At 72.3% G+C, this 16,068-nt stretch carries 10 protein-coding genes and 1 pseudogene; 7 read left to right on the top strand and 4 right to left on the bottom strand.

The window, feature by feature from the left end:
• Window positions 1–63 precede the first annotated feature (63 nt).
• Entirely contained in the window at window positions 64–924 is an 861-nt protein-coding gene (locus tag LG395_RS28150) for a phosphatase PAP2 family protein (protein WP_225811647.1), read from the top strand.
• Here the strand turns inward: LG395_RS28150 and LG395_RS28145 are convergent.
• Window positions 906–3,926 (bottom strand): bifunctional [glutamine synthetase] adenylyltransferase/[glutamine synthetase]-adenylyl-L-tyrosine phosphorylase, encoded by a 3,021-nt coding sequence (locus tag LG395_RS28145; RefSeq protein WP_225811646.1) that lies wholly within the window; start codon window positions 3,924–3,926, stop codon window positions 906–908. The two genes, LG395_RS28150 and LG395_RS28145, sit on opposite strands and share 19 nt — an antisense overlap.
• 676 nt (window positions 3,927–4,602) lie before the next feature.
• On the bottom strand, window positions 4,603–5,493 hold the full coding sequence (locus LG395_RS28140; protein ID WP_225811645.1) for a DUF72 domain-containing protein: 891 nt from the start codon (window positions 5,491–5,493) through the stop codon (window positions 4,603–4,605).
• A 127-nt stretch (window positions 5,494–5,620) separates the two neighbouring features.
• On the opposite strand from LG395_RS28140, the gene LG395_RS28135 reads away from it, so the two are divergent.
• The 4 genes from LG395_RS28135 (at window position 5,621) to LG395_RS28120 (ending at window position 11,295) form a co-directional block, all read left to right on the top strand.
• Window positions 5,621–6,517, top strand: a complete 897-nt coding sequence (locus LG395_RS28135; RefSeq protein WP_171156909.1) for an alkaline phosphatase family protein — start codon at window positions 5,621–5,623, stop codon at window positions 6,515–6,517.
• A gap of 1 nt (window position 6,518) precedes the next feature.
• Window positions 6,519–7,772, top strand: coding sequence for an MFS transporter (locus LG395_RS28130; RefSeq protein ID WP_225811644.1), 1,254 nt, complete (start codon window positions 6,519–6,521; stop codon window positions 7,770–7,772).
• Entirely contained in the window at window positions 7,769–8,791 is a 1,023-nt protein-coding gene (locus tag LG395_RS28125) for a TolB family protein (protein WP_225811643.1), read from the top strand. Before LG395_RS28130 ends, LG395_RS28125 begins: the two co-directional genes overlap by 4 nt.
• A gap of 140 nt (window positions 8,792–8,931) precedes the next feature.
• Window positions 8,932–11,295, top strand: a complete 2,364-nt coding sequence (locus LG395_RS28120) for an Orn/Lys/Arg family decarboxylase (protein WP_225811642.1) — start codon at window positions 8,932–8,934, stop codon at window positions 11,293–11,295.
• Between the two features lie 17 nt (window positions 11,296–11,312).
• On the opposite strand, the gene LG395_RS28115 is transcribed toward LG395_RS28120, so the two are convergent.
• The gene (locus LG395_RS28115; protein ID WP_225811641.1) at window positions 11,313–12,662 is read right to left on the bottom strand and encodes an MFS transporter; all 1,350 of its coding nucleotides are present in this window, start codon (window positions 12,660–12,662) and stop codon (window positions 11,313–11,315) included.
• An 831-nt stretch (window positions 12,663–13,493) separates the two neighbouring features.
• Here LG395_RS28115 and LG395_RS28110 point away from each other — a divergent pair.
• Window positions 13,494–14,216: a hypothetical protein gene (locus LG395_RS28110; RefSeq protein ID WP_225811640.1), complete on the top strand. Its 723-nt coding sequence runs from the start codon at window positions 13,494–13,496 to the stop codon at window positions 14,214–14,216.
• 217 nt (window positions 14,217–14,433) lie between these two features.
• Window positions 14,434–14,630 (top strand): annotated as a pseudogene (locus tag LG395_RS28105) (site-specific integrase); the annotation flags it as partial.
• A gap of 74 nt (window positions 14,631–14,704) precedes the next feature.
• On the opposite strand, the gene glnA2 reads toward LG395_RS28105, so the two are convergent.
• Complete coding sequence (glnA2, locus tag LG395_RS28100; RefSeq protein ID WP_030653337.1) at window positions 14,705–16,066, bottom strand: gamma-glutamylpolyamine synthetase GlnA2; 1,362 nt, start codon at window positions 16,064–16,066, stop codon at window positions 14,705–14,707.
• Between the last annotated feature and the right edge of the window lie 2 nt (window positions 16,067–16,068).

Raw genomic sequence — 16,068 nt, 5'->3', positions numbered from 1 at the left:
CGCCGCGGACCCGACCTTGGGATGATCGGCCGAGGGAAGGCTTGTCTGGCAGACTCTGTGCCTATGAGTGACTCGACCGTGACAGAGCCGGAAGGTCGCGAGGAGGTGGCCGTTCCGCGGGCCGTCACGGGCGAGGTCCCACGTGGTCCGCTGGGCCGGCTGCGGCGGCCGAGGCGGCCCCGGCTGTGGTTCGAGATCCTTCTGATCGCGGTGAGTTACTGGACGTACTCACTGATCCGCAACGCCGTGCCGGAGCAGCGGTCCGCGGCGCTGCGCAACGCGGACTGGATCTGGCGCGTGGAGCACGCGCTGGGCATCGGTGTCGAGCAGTCGGTCAACCACGCCGTGAACTCGGTGACTTGGCTCATCATCGGGATGAACTACTACTACGCCACGCTGCACTTCGTCGTCACCATCGGGGTGCTGGTGTGGCTGTACCGCCGGCATCCCGGCCGCTACGCGGCGGCCCGGCTGGTGCTGTTCGCGACCACGGGTGTGGCCCTGGCCGGTTACTACCTGTTCCCGCTCGCGCCGCCCCGGCTGATGCGCGGCGGGCACTTCGTGGACACCGTGATGGCGCACCACACCTGGGGCTCGATGGCCTCCGGGGACCTCAAGCACATGTCCAACCAGTACGCGGCGATGCCGTCGATGCACATCGGCTGGTCGCTGTGGTGCGGGCTGACCGTCTTCGCGCTGGCCTCGGTGCCGTGGGTGCGGGTGCTGGGGCTGCTGTACCCGGCGGCCACCCTGCTGGTGATCGTCGCCACCGCCAACCACTTCTGGCTGGACGCGGTGGGCGGCGTCCTCTGCCTCGCCTTCGGGTTCTCGGTGGCCCGGGTGTGGTACGGCAGCCTGCCGCACGCCCTGCCCCGGCGGGTCGCCGCCCGGACGCCCGCGCCGGCTCAGGCCCTGTCGCCGTAGAACAGCTCCTCCACCACCGTGCGCGCCCGGCGGGCGGTACGGCGGTACGCGTCCAGCATGTCCCCGGCGTGCCCGGCGCCGTAGCCCAGGTAGCGGCCGACGGCGGCCAGCTCGCGCGGCTCGGTCGGGAAGGTGTCCCCGGCCCGGCCGCGGACCAGCATGACCGCGTTGCGCACCCGGGTGGCCAGCACCCAGGCCTCGTCCAGGATCTCCGCCTCCTCCGCGGACAGCAGCCCGGCCTCGCGGGCGGCGGCCAGGGCCTGGCGGGTGCGGGTGGTGCGCAGGCCCGCCTCCTGGTGGCCGTGGCGCATCTGGAGGAGCTGGACCGTCCACTCGACGTCGGACAGACCGCCGGGGCCGAGCTTGGTGTGCAGCTTGGGATCGGCGCCGCGCGGCAGCCGCTCGGACTCCATGCGGGCCTTCAGCCGGCGGATCTCGCGGACCCCGTCGTCGGTGAGGCCCTCGGCGGGGTAGCGCAGCGGGTCGACCAGCTCGACGAACCGGCGGCCCAGGTCCGCGTCGCCGGCGACCGGCTCGGCCCGCAGCAGCGCCTGTGACTCCCAGACCAGGGACCACCGGCGGTAGTACGCCTCGTACGACTTCAGGGTGCGCACCAGCGGGCCCGACTTGCCCTCCGGGCGCAGGTCGGCGTCGATGAGCAGCGGCGGGTCGGCGCTGGGCAGCTGGAGCAGGCGGCGCATCTCGGCGACCACCTTGTTCGCGGCGGCGGACGCCTCGTGCTCGTCCACACCGTCCTGCGGCTCGTGCACGAACAGCACGTCCGCGTCGGAGCCGTAGCCCAGCTCGTGCCCGCCGAAGCGGCCCATCCCGATGATCGCGAACCGGGTGGGCAGGGTGTCGCCCCAGCCCTCCCGGACCACCGCGCGCAGGGTGCCCGCCAGGGTCGCCTTGGTCAGGTCCGAGACGGCCGCGCCGACCCGGTCCACCAGGGCGCCCTGGTCGGCCTCGGCGGGGCTGGTCTCGGTGCCGTAGGAGCCGACGATGTCGGCGGCGGCGGTACGGAACAGCTCACGGCGGCGGACGCCACGGGCCGCGGTGACACCCTGGGCGGCGTTCTCCGCGCGGCCCACGGCCGCCAGGATCTCCTGCTCCAGCGCGGCCCGCTGCCGCGGCGCGAGGCCGCCGCCGGCCGTCGCGGGCCCCGCTCCGCTGCCGTCGCCGAGCAGGGCCACCGCCTCGGGGGCGCGCATCAGCAGGTCGGGGGCGAGGCGGCCCGCCGACAGCACGCGGGCGAGGTTCTCGGCCGCCGCGCCCTCGTCGCGCAGCAGGCGCAGGTACCAGGGGGTCTTGCCGAGCGCGTCGGAGACCTTGCGGAAGTTCAGCAGGCCGGCGTCCGGGTCGGCGGAGTCCGCGAACCAGCCGAGGAGGACCGGCAGCAGGGTCCGCTGGATCGCCGCCTTGCGGGAGACACCGGAGGCCAGGGCCTCCAGGTGGCGCAGGGCGGCGGCCGGGTCGGCGTAGCCGAGCGCCACCAGGCGTTCGCGGGCCGCCTCCGGGCGCAGCCGGGCCTCGCCGGGGGCGAGTTGGGCGACCGCGTCGAGCAGCGGGCGGTAGAAGAGCTTCTCGTGCAGCCGGCGCACGACGCCGGTGTGCCGCTTCCACTCGCGGTTCAGCCCGGCCACCGGGTCGGCGCGCAGGCCCAGGGAGCGGCCGAGGCGGCGCACGTCCGGCTCCGCCTCCGGCACGAGGTGGGTGCGGCGCAGGCGGTACAGCTGGATGCGGTGCTCCATGGAGCGCAGGAAGCGGTACGCCTCGTCCAGGCGGGCGGCGTCCTCCCGGCCGACGTAGCCGCCGGCGGCGAGGGCCGTCAGGGCGTCCAGGGTGGTGCCGCTGCGCAGGGCGGGATCGGTGCGGCCGTGCACCAACTGCAGGAGCTGCACGGCGAACTCGACGTCCCTCAGGCCGCCGGGGCCCAGCTTGAGCTCGCGGTCGATCTCGGCCGCCGGGATGTTCTCGACCACCCGGCGGCGCATCTTCTGCACGTCCGCCACGAAGTTCTCGCGGTCCGCCGCCTGCCACACGAGGGGTTCGAGGGCCTCGACGTACGCCGCGCCGAGCGCCGCGTCGCCGGCCACCGGACGGGCCTTGAGCAGGGCCTGGAACTCCCAGGTCTTCGCCCAGCGCTGGTAGTAGGCGAGGTGGCTGCTGAGGGTGCGCACGAGGGGGCCGTTGCGGCCCTCGGGGCGGAGGTTGGCGTCCACCGGCCAGATGGATCCCTCGACGGTGGTCTCGGAGCAGATCCGCATCAGGTGCGCGGCGAGTCTCGTCGCGGCCTGCAGCGCCTGGGGCTCGGGGGTGCCCTCGGCCGGTTCCGCCACGAAGATGACGTCCACGTCGGAGACGTAGTTCAGCTCGTGGCCGCCGCACTTGCCCATCGCTATCACCGCGAGGCGGCAGGCGGCGGCGTCCTGCGGCGCCGCGCGTTCGGCGAGGGACAGGGCCGCGCGGAGGGTGGCGGTGGCCAGGTCGGCGAGCTCCGCGGCCGCCTCGGCGACGTCCGTGGTGCCGCAGACGTCGCGGGCGGCGATGGAGAGCAGGCAGCGGCGGTAGGCGACGCGGAGCGAGACCGGGTCGGTGGCCTCCGCCAGGCCGCGCTCGAACTCCGCGACGCCCGGGTGGAGGTCGTGCGGCTCGTAGGTGACCAGGGCGTGCCAGTCGCCGGGGTGGCGGGCGAGGTGGTCGGCGAGGGCGGCGGAGGCGCCGAGGATGCCGAGCAGGCGGTCGCGCAGCGGCTTGGCCGCGATGAGGGTGTCCAGCAGTTCGCGGTGGGCGGTGGGGCCGGGCTGGGCCTCCAGGAGGCGGACCAGGCCGTGCAGGGCGAGGTCGGGGTCGGCGGTGGCGCCGAGGGCTTCGAGGAGGACGGGGTCGTTGCGGACCGGGGCCAGTTCGGGGCCGTCGAGGAGGCGTTCGGCGGCGGACGGGTCGGTGAAGCCGTGCCGCAGCAGACGGGTGAAAGTGCTGCTCCTGCGCCCCGGCGTCATGTCCGTGGTCTCCCCTCGGATCCGCTGTCGTCCTGGCCAGAGCCTAACCGGAGCGGGGGCCGTCCGGCGGTTGGGGCGGGGGAGGTGGTGGGGCGGGGTGGGGTGGGGGTGGGGTGGGGTGGAGTGGGGCGGAGGAGGTGGTGGGGCGGGGGTGGGGTGCCTGGGGTGCCGGCCGGTGGGTGGGGCGCCGGCCGGTGGGTGGGGTGCCGGCCGGTGGGTGGGGCGCTGTCTGGTGGGTGAGGCGCTGTCTGGTGGGTGAGGCGCCGGCCGGTGGGTGGGGTGCCCTCCGGTGGGTGGGGCGCTGTCTGGTGGGTGGGGGTGCCGGCCCGTGGGTGAGGCGCCGGCCCGTGGGTGAGGCGCCGGCCGGTGAAGTTCGCGGCTTACCCCGGCGGGCGCCTTCGGGTCGCGGGTCCTGTGCCTGCGGCGGCCCGTCCGGGTGAGTCGTGGCTCGGGTCGCGCCTGCCGTGGGGTGGGGGTCGGTGCCGCGCCGGGTGGTGTCCGTCCTCGGTCCGGCGGGCTGTTGCTCGTGCGGTGCCGGGGTTCTCGCCGGCCGCTGCGGGCGGACACCACCCGACACGTCCCCTTCCCGCCGTGCGCGAGTGCGGGCCGTCACGGGTTCCCGGATGGCCTCCCGTCTGCGCCGGTTCCACCCCGGTCGGCGCCGCCGTGGATTCGGTCATGCCGGGCGCGGGTGCGGGGCCTCGTGGGTTTCCGCGCGGCGCAGTTGGTGTGGGAATGCCGTCGCCAGCAGGTCGCGCAGGGTCTGGGCCGCCCTCGGGGCCGCGTCTCCGCAGCAGTTGTTGAAGAGGATGTGCACCTCCTCGGCCTCGGCGGCTGCCTGCCGGACGGGAGGCAACCAGGTGGCGAGTTCCTGCTCGGTGTAGCTGTGGCGGAAGCGCTCCTCCTTCGTGCCCTTTCCCCAGTGAGGGCTGCGGCCGTGGAAGCGGATCAGGTGGAGGCGGGGGGTGGTGACGGGGGCGGGCGGCGGGGCGTCGGGAGTGTCCGTGGCCACCGCCGTCGCGTCCAGGTCGCCGAGGAACGCCGCCGTACGGTCCGCCCGGTCGGGGTGCCACCAGGCGGGATCGCGGAACTCGACGGCGAACGGCCAGTCGTGGGCGCGTTCGCGGGCGGCGCGGACGAAGGCCTCGGCCTGCGGGCCGGGGGTGAGGGAGGGCGGGTACTGGAAGAGGAGGGTGCCCAGGCGGCCGGCGTCGCGCAGCGGGGCCAGCGCTTCGGCGTAGCGGGTCCAGACCTCCTTGCGCAGGGCCTCGTCACGAGGGTGGTCGCGCAGGTCGGGCGGCAGGGCGGCGGGGCGGGTACGGTGGCCGGTGAGCAGGGAGAACGCCTTGACGTCGAATCGGAAACCGGGAGGTGTGCGTTCGGCCCACAGGGCGGTGGTGCGCGGGGCCGGGAGGGCGTAGTACGGGGAGTCCGCCTCGACGAGGGGGAAGCGCGTGGCGTAGTGGCGCAACCGCTTCTCGGTGTCCCGGTGGCCGGGTGGGTACCAGCCGCTCCGGAGCAGCGCCGGGTCGGTCCAGCCGCAGGTGCCGATGAGGATGTCCGCCATGCGGGCGCTTGTACCCGGCGTTCACCGGGTTTTCACCCGCGGGGTCGGCGGGCGTGGGCTACGGGCATGTCGGCATGAGCATGCTCTGTCCGCACCGCCAGCCGCCCATCCATACCCGGAGGTTGATGTGTCCGGCAGTTCTGCTCGTTCGGCGTTTCGCCGCGCCCGCGCCGTCGTGGCGTCCGCGGCCGCCCTCGCCGCGGCCGCGGTCGGGCTGTGGACCGGGCTCGGGGAGGGGTCCGCGCACGCCGCGGGCGCCGTGCCCAGCCCGGACCACGTGGTCGTCGTGGTCTTCGAGAACCACGCCTACAGCCAGGTCATCGGCTCCTCCAGCGCGCCGTACATCAACTCGCTGAAGGCGGGGGGTGCCAACCTGACCCAGTCGTACGCCGAGACCCACCCCAGCCAGCCGAACTACTTCGCGCTGTTCTCCGGGTCGACGCAGGGCATCACCGACGACAGCTGCTACACCCCGGGGTTCTCCTCGGCGCGCAACCTCGCGTCCGAGCTGATCGCCGCCGGCCGCACCTGGGCCAGCTACAACGAGACCCTGCCCAGCCAGGGCTCCACGACGTGCAGCAGCGGCAACTACGCCCGCAAGCACAACCCCTGGTTCGGGTTCAGCAACGTGCCGACCTCGACCGCGAAGACGTTCGCCCAGTTCCCGACGGACTACTCGACGCTGCCGCAGGTGTCGTTCGTGGTCCCGAACCTGTGCAGCGACATGCACGACTGCTCGGTGTCCACCGGTGACACCTGGCTGAAGAACAACCTGGGCGCCTACGCGACCTGGGCCAAGACCCACAACAGCCTGCTCGTCGTCACCTTCGACGAGGACAACCGGCTGAGCGGCAACAAGATCCCGACCGTGTTCTACGGGCAGCCCGTCGCCGCCGGGTCCAGCTCCTCGACCACGTACAACCACTACGACCTGCTGCGCACCCTGGAGGACTCCCAGGGCCTGACCACGCACGCGGGCAACGCGGCCTCCGCCAAGGACATCACCGGGATCTGGGCGTCCTGACGTGTACGTAGCGGACAGTCGTGCGAGTACGTCCGCTCAGGGCGCCGTCCGGCCTCCGGCCGGGCGGCGCCGTGCGGCGGTCGCGCCGACCGTGCTCGCGCTGGGGACGGTGAGCCTGGTCACCGACGTCTCGTCGGAGATGGTGACGGCGGTGCTGCCGTTGTACCTGGTGACCGGCCTGGGCCTGTCGCCGTTGGGCTTCGGGCTGCTCGACGGCGTCTACAACGGGTTCTCGGCGCTCGTGCGCCTGGTGGGCGGGCACTTCGCCGACCGGGGCGGCGGGCGGCACAAGTGGGTCGCCGGGCTCGGCTACGACATCTCGGCCGTGTGCAAGCCGCTGCTGCTGGTGGCGCACACGCTGACCCCGATCGGGCTGGTGCTCGCCGCCGACCGGACCGGCAAGGGGCTGCGCACGGCCCCCCGGGACGCGCTGATCTCGCTGGCGAGTACTGCGGAGACGCGCGGGCGGGCCTTCGGGGTGCACCGGGCGATGGACACGGCCGGGGCCCTGCTCGGGCCGATGGTGGCCTTCCTGATCCTGCGGGCCACCGTCGACGGGTACGACGCGGTCTTCACCGTGAGTTTCTGCGTCGCCGTGCTGGGCGTGCTGGTGCTGGTGCTCTTCGTGCCGGGCGGGCGGGGCGGCGCGGTCCCGGCGCAACGGCCGACGGTCCGGGCGGCCCTCGCCCTGCTGCGCGGCCGCGATCTGCGCCGGATCACGGTGTGCGCGCTGCTGCTGGGCCTCGCCACGGTCAGCGACTCCTTCGTCTACCTGCTGCTCCAGCGCCGCCTCGGCGTCCCGGACCGCTGGTTCGCGCTGCTGCCCCTGGGCACGGCCGCCGCCTTCCTGCTGCTGGCGGTGCCGCTCGGCCGGCTCGCGGACCGGGTGGGCCGCTGGACGGTCTTCCTGGCCGGCCACGGCGCGCTGCTCGTCGTGTACGCGCTGCTGCTCGCCTCCTGGCACGGGACCGGCCTGCCGTACCTCGTGCTCGCCCTGCACGGCTGCTTCTACGCCGCCACCGACGGGGTGCTGATGGCCGCCGCCTCGGACGGCGTGCCGGAACGGCTGCGCTCCTCCGGCCTGGCCGTCGTGCAGACCGGGCAGGCGCTGACCCGGTTCGCCTGCTCGCTGCTGTTCGGCGCGGCCTGGACGGTGTGGGGCGACCGGGCGGCGCTGGCGGGCGCGGCGGTGGCACTGGCCGTGTGCGCCGCGTTCTCCCTCACCCTGCGCCCGAAGGGAACGGTGCCCGCATGACGACCGTACGCACCCGCGTCCTGATCCTGGTCTCGGCCGTCTGCGTGCTGGCGGCGGTCGGGCTGGCGTCGGTGCTGCACGCCTCCGCGCGGGCGGACCGCCGTGACCGCGCACAGGCGGGCGGGCCGGGCGTCACGCCGGGGACGGTGACGCTGCGCGAGCCGGGGCGGCTGGTGTTCCGCAACATGGCGTGGGGGCCGCACCGCGACGAGCTGACCAGCGTCCCGGCCTCCGCCCCGGACGCCCCGCGCACCGCCTCCGGTCTCAAGTGCCTGCGGTTCCACGCCGCGTCGGGCACCGGCGTGTGCCTCCAGGCCGTGCACGGGCCGGTGTCGGACACCTACCGCGCGCTGATCCTGGACGCCCGGCTGCGGACCGTGGACCGCTACGACGTGCCGGGCATCCCCTCCCGCGCCCGGGTCTCCCCCACCGGGCACTTCGCCGCCTGGACGGCGTTCGTGGGCGGCGACTCGTACGCCGGGACGGACTTCTCCACGCGCGCGGCCATCGTGGACACCCGCACCGGGAAGCTGATCCCGTCCCTGGAGGCCTTCCGGATCGTCAAGGACGGCCGTCCGTACCGGGCGGCGGACGTCAACTTCTGGGGGGTGACGTTCGCGGCCGACGACCGCACCTTCTACGCGACGCTGGCCACCAAGGGGCGGACGTACCTGGTCCGCGGCGACCTGCGCCGCCGTACCGTCACCACGCTGCACGCCAACGTGGAGTGCCCGTCCCTGTCGCCGGACGGCACCCGGGTCGCGTACAAGAAGCGGGTCGCGGGGCTGCCGAAGGACGCGCCCTGGCGGCTGTACGTCCTGGACCTGCGCACACTGCGCGAGACCCCGCTCGCCGAGCCCCGCAGCGTGGACGACCAGGCGGTGTGGAAGGACGCCCGCACGCTCGTGTACGCACTGCCCGGGGACTACGGCGCCGACCTGTACGAGGTCCCGGCGGACGGCTCCGGCCGGCCCCACCGGATCAGCCCGGCGGCGGTGTCACCGGCGTACCTCGGCTGACCGTCGGGGGTCAACGCGGCGACCCGGGTTTTCCGTCGTCCCGGTGGTTTGCCGTACGCGGCCCCCCTCGTCGTCCGCGGTCACGCCCGAGACTTTCCGGCGGGGTGGCCGGGTGGCCGCCGGGGAGGCGAGGGCGCGCGATGGCCGACAGCAGGATCCTGGTCGCGGTACCGCAGCACCCGCGCGCCGAGGGCGCCGGGGCCGAGCAGCTGCGCAAGATCCGGGACGCCGTGGAGGCGGACGGCTTCGAGGTGCGCTGGGCGGTCAGCGCCGAGGACGCCGAGGCGGTGCTGCGGACCGAGGCGGGTCTCGCGGCGGCCGTGATCGCCTGGGACCTGCCCGGGGACGGGGCACGGCGGCACGGCGACGGTCCCGGCGCCGTGCTCGCCCCGGCGGACGGCACCCCCGGCGGTGGCCCGGGCGGGGCCGCCGTGCTGCGCCGGATCGGGCGGCGGTTCCGGGACCTGCCGGTGTTCCTGGTCATGGCCGAGGAGGGCGTGCGGGAGCTGCCGCTGTGGGTGTCGGAGACGGTCGTCGGGTACGTGTGGCCGCTGGAGGACACCCCGGGGTTCATCGCGGGCCGGATCACCAGCGCGGCCCGCGCCTACCGGGAGGACGTGCTGCCGCCGTTCTTCCGGGCGCTGCGGCGCTTCGACGACGCCCATGAGTACTCCTGGCACACCCCGGCCCACTCCGGTGGCGTCGCCTTCCTCAAGTCGCCCGCGGGGCGCGCCTTCCACGACTACTTCGGCGAACGGCTGCTCCGCTCGGACCTGTCGATCTCGGTGGAGGAGCTGGGCTCGCTGTTCGAGCACACCGGCCCGATCGGGGAGGCGGAGCGCAACGCGGCCCGTGTCTTCGGCGCCGACCTCAGCTACTTCGTGCTGCACGGCGACTCCACCTGCAACCGCCTGGTGGGCCACTTCAGCGTCACCCGTGACGAACTGGCGCTGGTGGACCGCAACTGCCACAAGTCGGTGCTGCACGGCCTGGTGGTCTCCGGCGCCCGGCCCGTCTACCTGGTGCCCACCCGCAACGGGTACGGCCTCGCCGGGCCGCTGCCCCCGGCGGAGCTGGCGGCGGACTCGATCGCGGCCCGGATCGCCGCGCACCCGCTGGCCGAAGGGGCCGTTTCCCGCGAGGCGCAGTACGCGGTGTTCACCAACTCCACCTACGACGGCCTCAGTTACGCCGCCGTACCGGCCGCGCGGGCACTAGCGGCCAGCACGCCCCGGGTGCACTTCGACGAGGCCTGGTTCGCGTACGCCCGGTTCCATCCGCTGTACCGGGGCCGGTACGGCATGTCGGTGGACGCGGACACCTTCCCCGGGCCGGACCGGCCGACGGTCTTCGCGACCCAGTCCACGCACAAGCTGCTGGCCGCGCTGTCCCAGTCGGCGATGGTGCACGTACGGCCCGCGCCCCGGGCGCCGGTGGAGCACGACCGGTTCAACGAGGCCCTGATGATGCACGGCACCACCTCGCCGCTGTACCCGATGATCGCCTCGCTGGACGTGGCGACGGCGATGATGGACGGCCCGCAGGGCGAGTGGCTGGTGGACGAGGCGGTGACGGAGGCGGTCCGCTTCCGGCAGGAGATGGTCCGGCTGCGCCGGCGGGTGGAGGGCGCCGGGGACCGGCCGCCGTGGTTCTTCGGCGTCTGGCAGCCGGAGGAGGTCACCGACCCGGCGACCGGCGAACGCCTGCCCTTCGACGAGGCCCCGCCCGAGCTGCTGCGCACGGAGCAGTCCTGCTGGCTGCTGGAGCCGGGCGCCTCCTGGCACGGCTTCCCCGGGCTGACCGAGGGCCACTGCATGCTGGACCCGGTCAAGGTCACGCTGACCTGCCCCGGCATCACCGCGACCGGGGAGATGGCCGAGGAGGGCATCCCGGCGCGCGTGCTGACCGCCTATCTGGCGACCCGGAACATCGTGGTCGAGAAGACCGACAGCTACACCACGCTGATCCTGTTCTCGATGGGCATCACGAAGGGCAAGTGGGGCACGCTGCTGGACGCCCTGATGGACTTCAAGGCCCTGTACGACGCCGACGCCCCGCTCGTCCGGGTCCTTCCCGAGGCCGTCGCCGCGCACCCTCGCCGCTACTCGGGCCTGACCCTGCGCGAGCTGTGCCGGCAGATGCACGAGCAGCTGCGCTCCGCGCGCCTGGTGGAGCTGCTGGACACCGCGTTCCAGCAGCTCCCGGAGCCGGTCCACCCGCCGCAGCACTGCTACCAGCGGCTGGTGCGGGGCGGTACCGAGCGGGTGCGGATCGCCGACGCGGCGCACCGGGTGGCGGCGGCGATGGTCACGGTCACCCCGCCCGGCATCCCGGTCCTCATGCCGGGCGAGTCCACCGGCGCCCCCGACGGCCCCCTCCTGCGCTACCTCACGGCCCTGGAGACCTTCGACCGCCGCTTCCCCGGTTTCCGCAGCGAGACGCACGGGGTGACGATCGACGAGGAGAGCGGGGACTACGAGATCGAGTGCCTGCGCGAGAACTGAGCCGGCCGCCGAAGGCGTCACGGGGCGGCGGCCGGGGCCGCCCCGGCCGGCACGCACCGCCAGGCCAGTCCCGCGGCGAGCAGGTAGGCGAGCGCGCCGACCGCCATGGCCAGGCGCACTCCGGAGCCGTAGTGGGCACTGGACGCGAGCAGACTGCCGCCGAGTGCGACGCCGGTGGCGCTGCCGATCTGTCGGGTGGTGTTGAACAGGGCGGAGGCGGCTCCCGCGTACGCCCGGGGCGCGGCGCCCATCACCGTGGCGGTCGAGCCGGTCAGGGCGAAGGACGTACCGAACCCGGCGGCCGTCATGGGCGCCACCAGCAGCGGGTAGGCCGGATCCGCGCCGGCGGCGGCCCAGCCGGCCAGCCCCAGGGCACCCAGGAACATGCCGGTCACCACCAGCGGCCGGTCTCCGGTACGGCGGGTCAGCCGCCCGGACAGGACGGAGGCGAACATGGTCACCGCCACGGCCGGGAAGAGCGCCAGCCCGGTCCGCAGCGCGCTGAAGCCGCGCTGGTGCTGGAAGTAGAGGCTGGCGGTGAACACCATGCCGTAGAAGCCGAAGTTGAACAGGAGCCCTACGACGGCCGCTCCGCCCATCGCCGGTGAGCGCAGCAGCCGCAGCGGGAGGGCCGGGGTCCGGGCGAGCCGCTCGCGCAGCGCGAACCCGGCCACGGCCAGGGCCGCCAGCCCCAGTCCGGCGAGGACGGCCGGGTCGGACCAGCCGCGCCGTCCGGCCTCGTTCAGGGCGGCCGTCAGCAGGGTGACGGCGGCCACCACGGCGGCCTGGGCCGGCCAGTCCACGGCCCGGTCCGGGTGCCGCGGCGAGGGCGCGACGAACCGCGCCGTCAGGACCAGGCAGGCCGCGCCGACGGGCACGTTGACGAGGAACACCCACCGCCAGCCGACGGTGGACACCAGGAGCCCGCCCAGCAGGGGCCCGGCGGAGGCGGCGATCCCCGCCATCGACCCCCACAGCCCGAAGGCGCGCGAGCGCGCCGCCGGCTCGGGGTAGGCCTCCTGGAGCAGGGCGAGCGAGCCGGGGACGATCAGTGCCGCGCCGAGCCCTTCCACCAGCCGGGCGGCGACGAGGGCCGGGGCACTGGGGGCGCCCGCGCACGCGGCCGACGCCACGGTGAACAGCGCCACGCCCGCGCAGAAGACCCGCCGGCTGCCCAGCCGGTCGCCGAGCGCACCGCCCGTCATCAGGAACCCGGCGAGGACGAGGGTGTAGCCGTCGGTGATCCACTGGATGCCGGTGAGCGAGGCCCCCAGCTCCCGGCCCACCGCGGGCACGGCGACGTTGATGATCGTGACGTCCAGGATGACCATGAAGTACCCGGCGCACACGGCGAGCAGCGGTGCCACAGCCGCATGCTAGGGCCGGGGGGCGGCCGGATCGGCGACCTCGGGCGCGTGTTCACGGTTCCGGGTGCGTGTTCGGTACGCCGCGGAGTTGGGACGAGGTGCCTGTCCACCGCGGCAAGCGCGAGCATGTCATCGGAGAACTGGTGGTGCGGTCAAGACCGGACCTCCTCAGAGTGACGTCGTCGCAGCCTTGGCCGCTAACCAAGCGGCCCAGAGACGGCCCGATACCCGTTCGTCTCAACCATTGCCAGGGCCATCACCGTTGTCGGCCAGACCGGATCACGTAAACGAGCGGACGAAGCAGGATGACTTCGATACAGTTACTGCTATGACGCACCCTCAGGGAGAACCTTTCAAAAGCCCTGATCGCCTGCTCTTCACCTTGGCAGAAGTGGCTACTCTACGGTCCTTAGAATTGGCCGGAAGTCGACTTAGGGCACGCGAGAACCGCTCACCCAGAGGGCGACTTACGCACATCCCGAAGTGGGACACACATATCGAGATCCGCACGAGTGGCGGGGAACTCCAAAAACTACTCAAGGGCGCTTGGGATATTCCGAAAAAGGCAGGCTACCCGGCCGATCTGCTGAACCTTCTCGATTCCCACTGCCGCAGAATCCTAGTTGAGGGGACGGCATACAGCAGAGAGGCGTTGCGGGTCGAGCTCAGAGTGCACGGGTTCCTTGCCTGAAGGTCACATGATTCCGCACAACAAGGGATTGAATGTCGAGCATCTCGAATCTGCCTCCAGAGGAAGAGTATGTGCGGGCCTGTCTTTCCAGGACGCTAGGTGCACCTGTAGAGGCTCACGATGACCAGTCACGATCCAGCATGTATGACCTGAAAATCATGCATGCGGATAGGCCGGCAGCTCCGGTTGAAGTCACCTCGGACGTCGATAGCCGGACCGTTTCGACACTGAGCTCCCTTACAAAAAACTACAATAAAGGACTCTGGGAAGCTCCGCCACTCCAACATCTGTGGCTTGTTCAGGTCAACAAGAATCCACGTCTCAGACATCTATGGCAACACTTGGAGTCCAACCTGGAGGTGCTCGAAAACGCAGGGATTCATGTTTTCGAGTCCGGCATCTGGATGCATGATCGCCATGGCGAAAACATCATTGCAGCTGCCCAAAATCTCTGCAGACTAGGTGTTGAGAGCGCACACTCCCGCCCCGCTGTCGAGGGCGCACCTAAGATTGCACTCGTCTTCAATCAGAATTGGGGCTCTTGGGACGGATCTGGAGAAGATATCACAACTTGGGTCAACGATTTCTTGTCTTCTCCGCGCTGTGAGGACAACATCAAGAAGCTGACCGTGCCTGGTGCGACCGAGGCCCACTTGGCGGTGTTCGCGCATATGAGTGCGGTGCCGTGGAGCGTCTGGCGAGGGCTCCTGGACTCCAGTGTTGTTCCGCTTACTCGTCCGTCCTTGCCCGCGCCCATGACGCATATCTGGATTTTCCCCGCTCCTTGGGGCTCTCCGTGGGGAGAAAGCGCCCTCAGCTTCGACTCATGCAAGGGCTGGCGCCGCTTCGAGACGAGTGAGTGAGTCGCACAGACGCACAGTGTCGACTGGGTCCTTGGAACCCTGCGGCAGCCTCGCAATGACCAGCCGAGGACCCGGACAGGCGCTTGCCCGACGGTCACCTGGCGAAGAACCCGCGCCATGCGCAATCGGTCCGTCCGCCTGCTGTGGGTGCGTGAACCAGGAGAAGGTGACGAAGCCGGGTCTCGTGTTTGCCCCTCCTAAGCGCAACTAGATCCGCGCCTCGGTCCTGCTGGACGCCGGCGAGAACATCAAGGCACTGAGTCACTACCTCGGCCACAATGATCCGCGGTTCACGCTCCGGTCTACACGCACCTCATGCCGAGCAACGACGCACGGGCTCGGAAGGCCGTGGACGGCGTGTACGAGGGCACCGATCCGACGCCGGACGGCCCAGGGACGGCCCAGGGTCAGTGAGACGCGAGGGGGCCGACGGTCCGCGACCGTCGGCCCCATCCGCCAAGTCAGCGGGGACCCGCTCCGACCTGCGCTTACAGCACCGGCAGGTTCTTCCGCAGCTCGAACGCCGTGACCTCGGAGCGGTACTCCTCCCACTCCTGCCGCTTGTTGCGGAGGAAGAAGTCGAAGACGTGCTCGCCGAGGGTTTCGGCGACCAGGTCGCTGCCCTCCATGAGGGTCAGGGCCTCGCCCAGGTTCTGCGGGAGGGGCTCGATGCCCATGGCGCGGCGCTCGGCGTTGGACAGGGCCCACACGTCGTCCTCGGCGCCCGGCGGGAGCTCGTAGCCCTCCTCGATGCCCTTCAGGCCAGCGGCGAGGAGGACGGCGTAGGCCAGGTACGGGTTGGCGCCGGAGTCGATGGAGCGGACCTCGACGCGGGCCGAGCCGGTCTTGCCGGGCTTGTACATCGGGACGCGGACCAGGGCGCTGCGGTTGTTGTGGCCCCAGCAGATGTAGGAGGGGGCCTCGCCGCCGGCGCCGGCGGTGCGCTCGGAGCCGCCCCAGATGCGCTTGTAGGAGTTCACCCACTGGTTGGTGACCGCGGAGATCTCCGCCGCGTGCCGCAGCAGGCCCGCGATGAAGGAGCGGCCGACCTTGGAGAGCTGGTACTCGGCGCCGGACTCGTAGAAGGCGTTGCGGTCGCCCTCGAAGAGGGACAGGTGGGTGTGCATGCCGGAGCCGGGGTGCTCGGAGAAGGGCTTCGGCATGAACGTCGCCTGCACGCCCTGCTCCAGCGCCACCTGCTTCATGACCAGCCGGAACGTCATGATGTTGTCGGCCGTGGAGAGCGCGTCGGCGTAGCGCAGGTCGATCTCCTGCTGGCCCGGCGCTCCCTCGTGGTGGGAGAACTCCACCGAGATGCCCATCGACTCCAGCATGGTGATCGCCTGGCGGCGGAAGTCCATGCCGACGTTGGTCGGGGTGTGATCGAAGTAGCCCGAGTTGTCGGCGGGGGTGGGGCGGGAGCCGTCCAGCGGGCGGTCCTTCAGCAGGAAGAACTCGATCTCCGGGTGGGTGTAGAAGGTGAAGCCGAGGTCGGAGGTGCGGGCGAGGGCGCGCTTGAGGACGTACCGCGGGTCGGCGAAGGAGGGGGAGCCGTCCGGCATGAGGATGTCGCAGAACATGCGGGCGGTGCCGGGGGTCTCGGCGCGCCACGGCAGGACCTGGAAGGTGGAGGGGTCCGGCTTGGCGATCATGTCGGACTCGTAGACCCGGGCGAAGCCCTCGATGGCGGAGCCGTCGAAGCCGATGCCCTCGTCGAAGGCCTGTTCCAGCTCGGCGGGGGCCACGGCGACGGACTTGAGGAAGCCCAGCACGTCCGTGAACCACAGCCGTACGAACCGGATGTCGCGCTCCTCCAAGGTCCGGAGCACGAACTCCTGCTGCTTGTCCATCT

This window comes from Streptomyces spinosus, from assembly GCF_020400655.1.
Taxonomy (GTDB): Bacteria; Actinomycetota; Actinomycetes; order Streptomycetales; family Streptomycetaceae; genus Streptomyces; species Streptomyces argyrophylli.
This window is presented reverse-complemented; position numbering and strand designations above follow the sequence as displayed.

What these genes read in the sequence shown, in the direction of transcription:
- LG395_RS28125 (WP_225811643.1), top strand. Translation starts at nt 7,769, where the DNA reads ATGACGACCGTACGCACCCGCGTCCTGATCCTGGTCTCGGCCGTCTGC.
- LG395_RS28145 (WP_225811646.1), bottom strand. Translation starts at nt 3,926, where the DNA reads ATGACGCCGGGGCGCAGGAGCAGCACTTTCACCCGTCTGCTGCGGCAC.
- LG395_RS28140 (WP_225811645.1), bottom strand. Translation starts at nt 5,493, where the DNA reads ATGGCGGACATCCTCATCGGCACCTGCGGCTGGACCGACCCGGCGCTG.
- LG395_RS28150 (WP_225811647.1), top strand. Translation starts at nt 64, where the DNA reads ATGAGTGACTCGACCGTGACAGAGCCGGAAGGTCGCGAGGAGGTGGCC.
- LG395_RS28110 (WP_225811640.1), top strand. Translation starts at nt 13,494, where the DNA reads ATGTATGACCTGAAAATCATGCATGCGGATAGGCCGGCAGCTCCGGTT.
- glnA2 (WP_030653337.1), bottom strand. Translation starts at nt 16,066, where the DNA reads ATGGACAAGCAGCAGGAGTTCGTGCTCCGGACCTTGGAGGAGCGCGAC.
- LG395_RS28120 (WP_225811642.1), top strand. Translation starts at nt 8,932, where the DNA reads ATGGCCGACAGCAGGATCCTGGTCGCGGTACCGCAGCACCCGCGCGCC.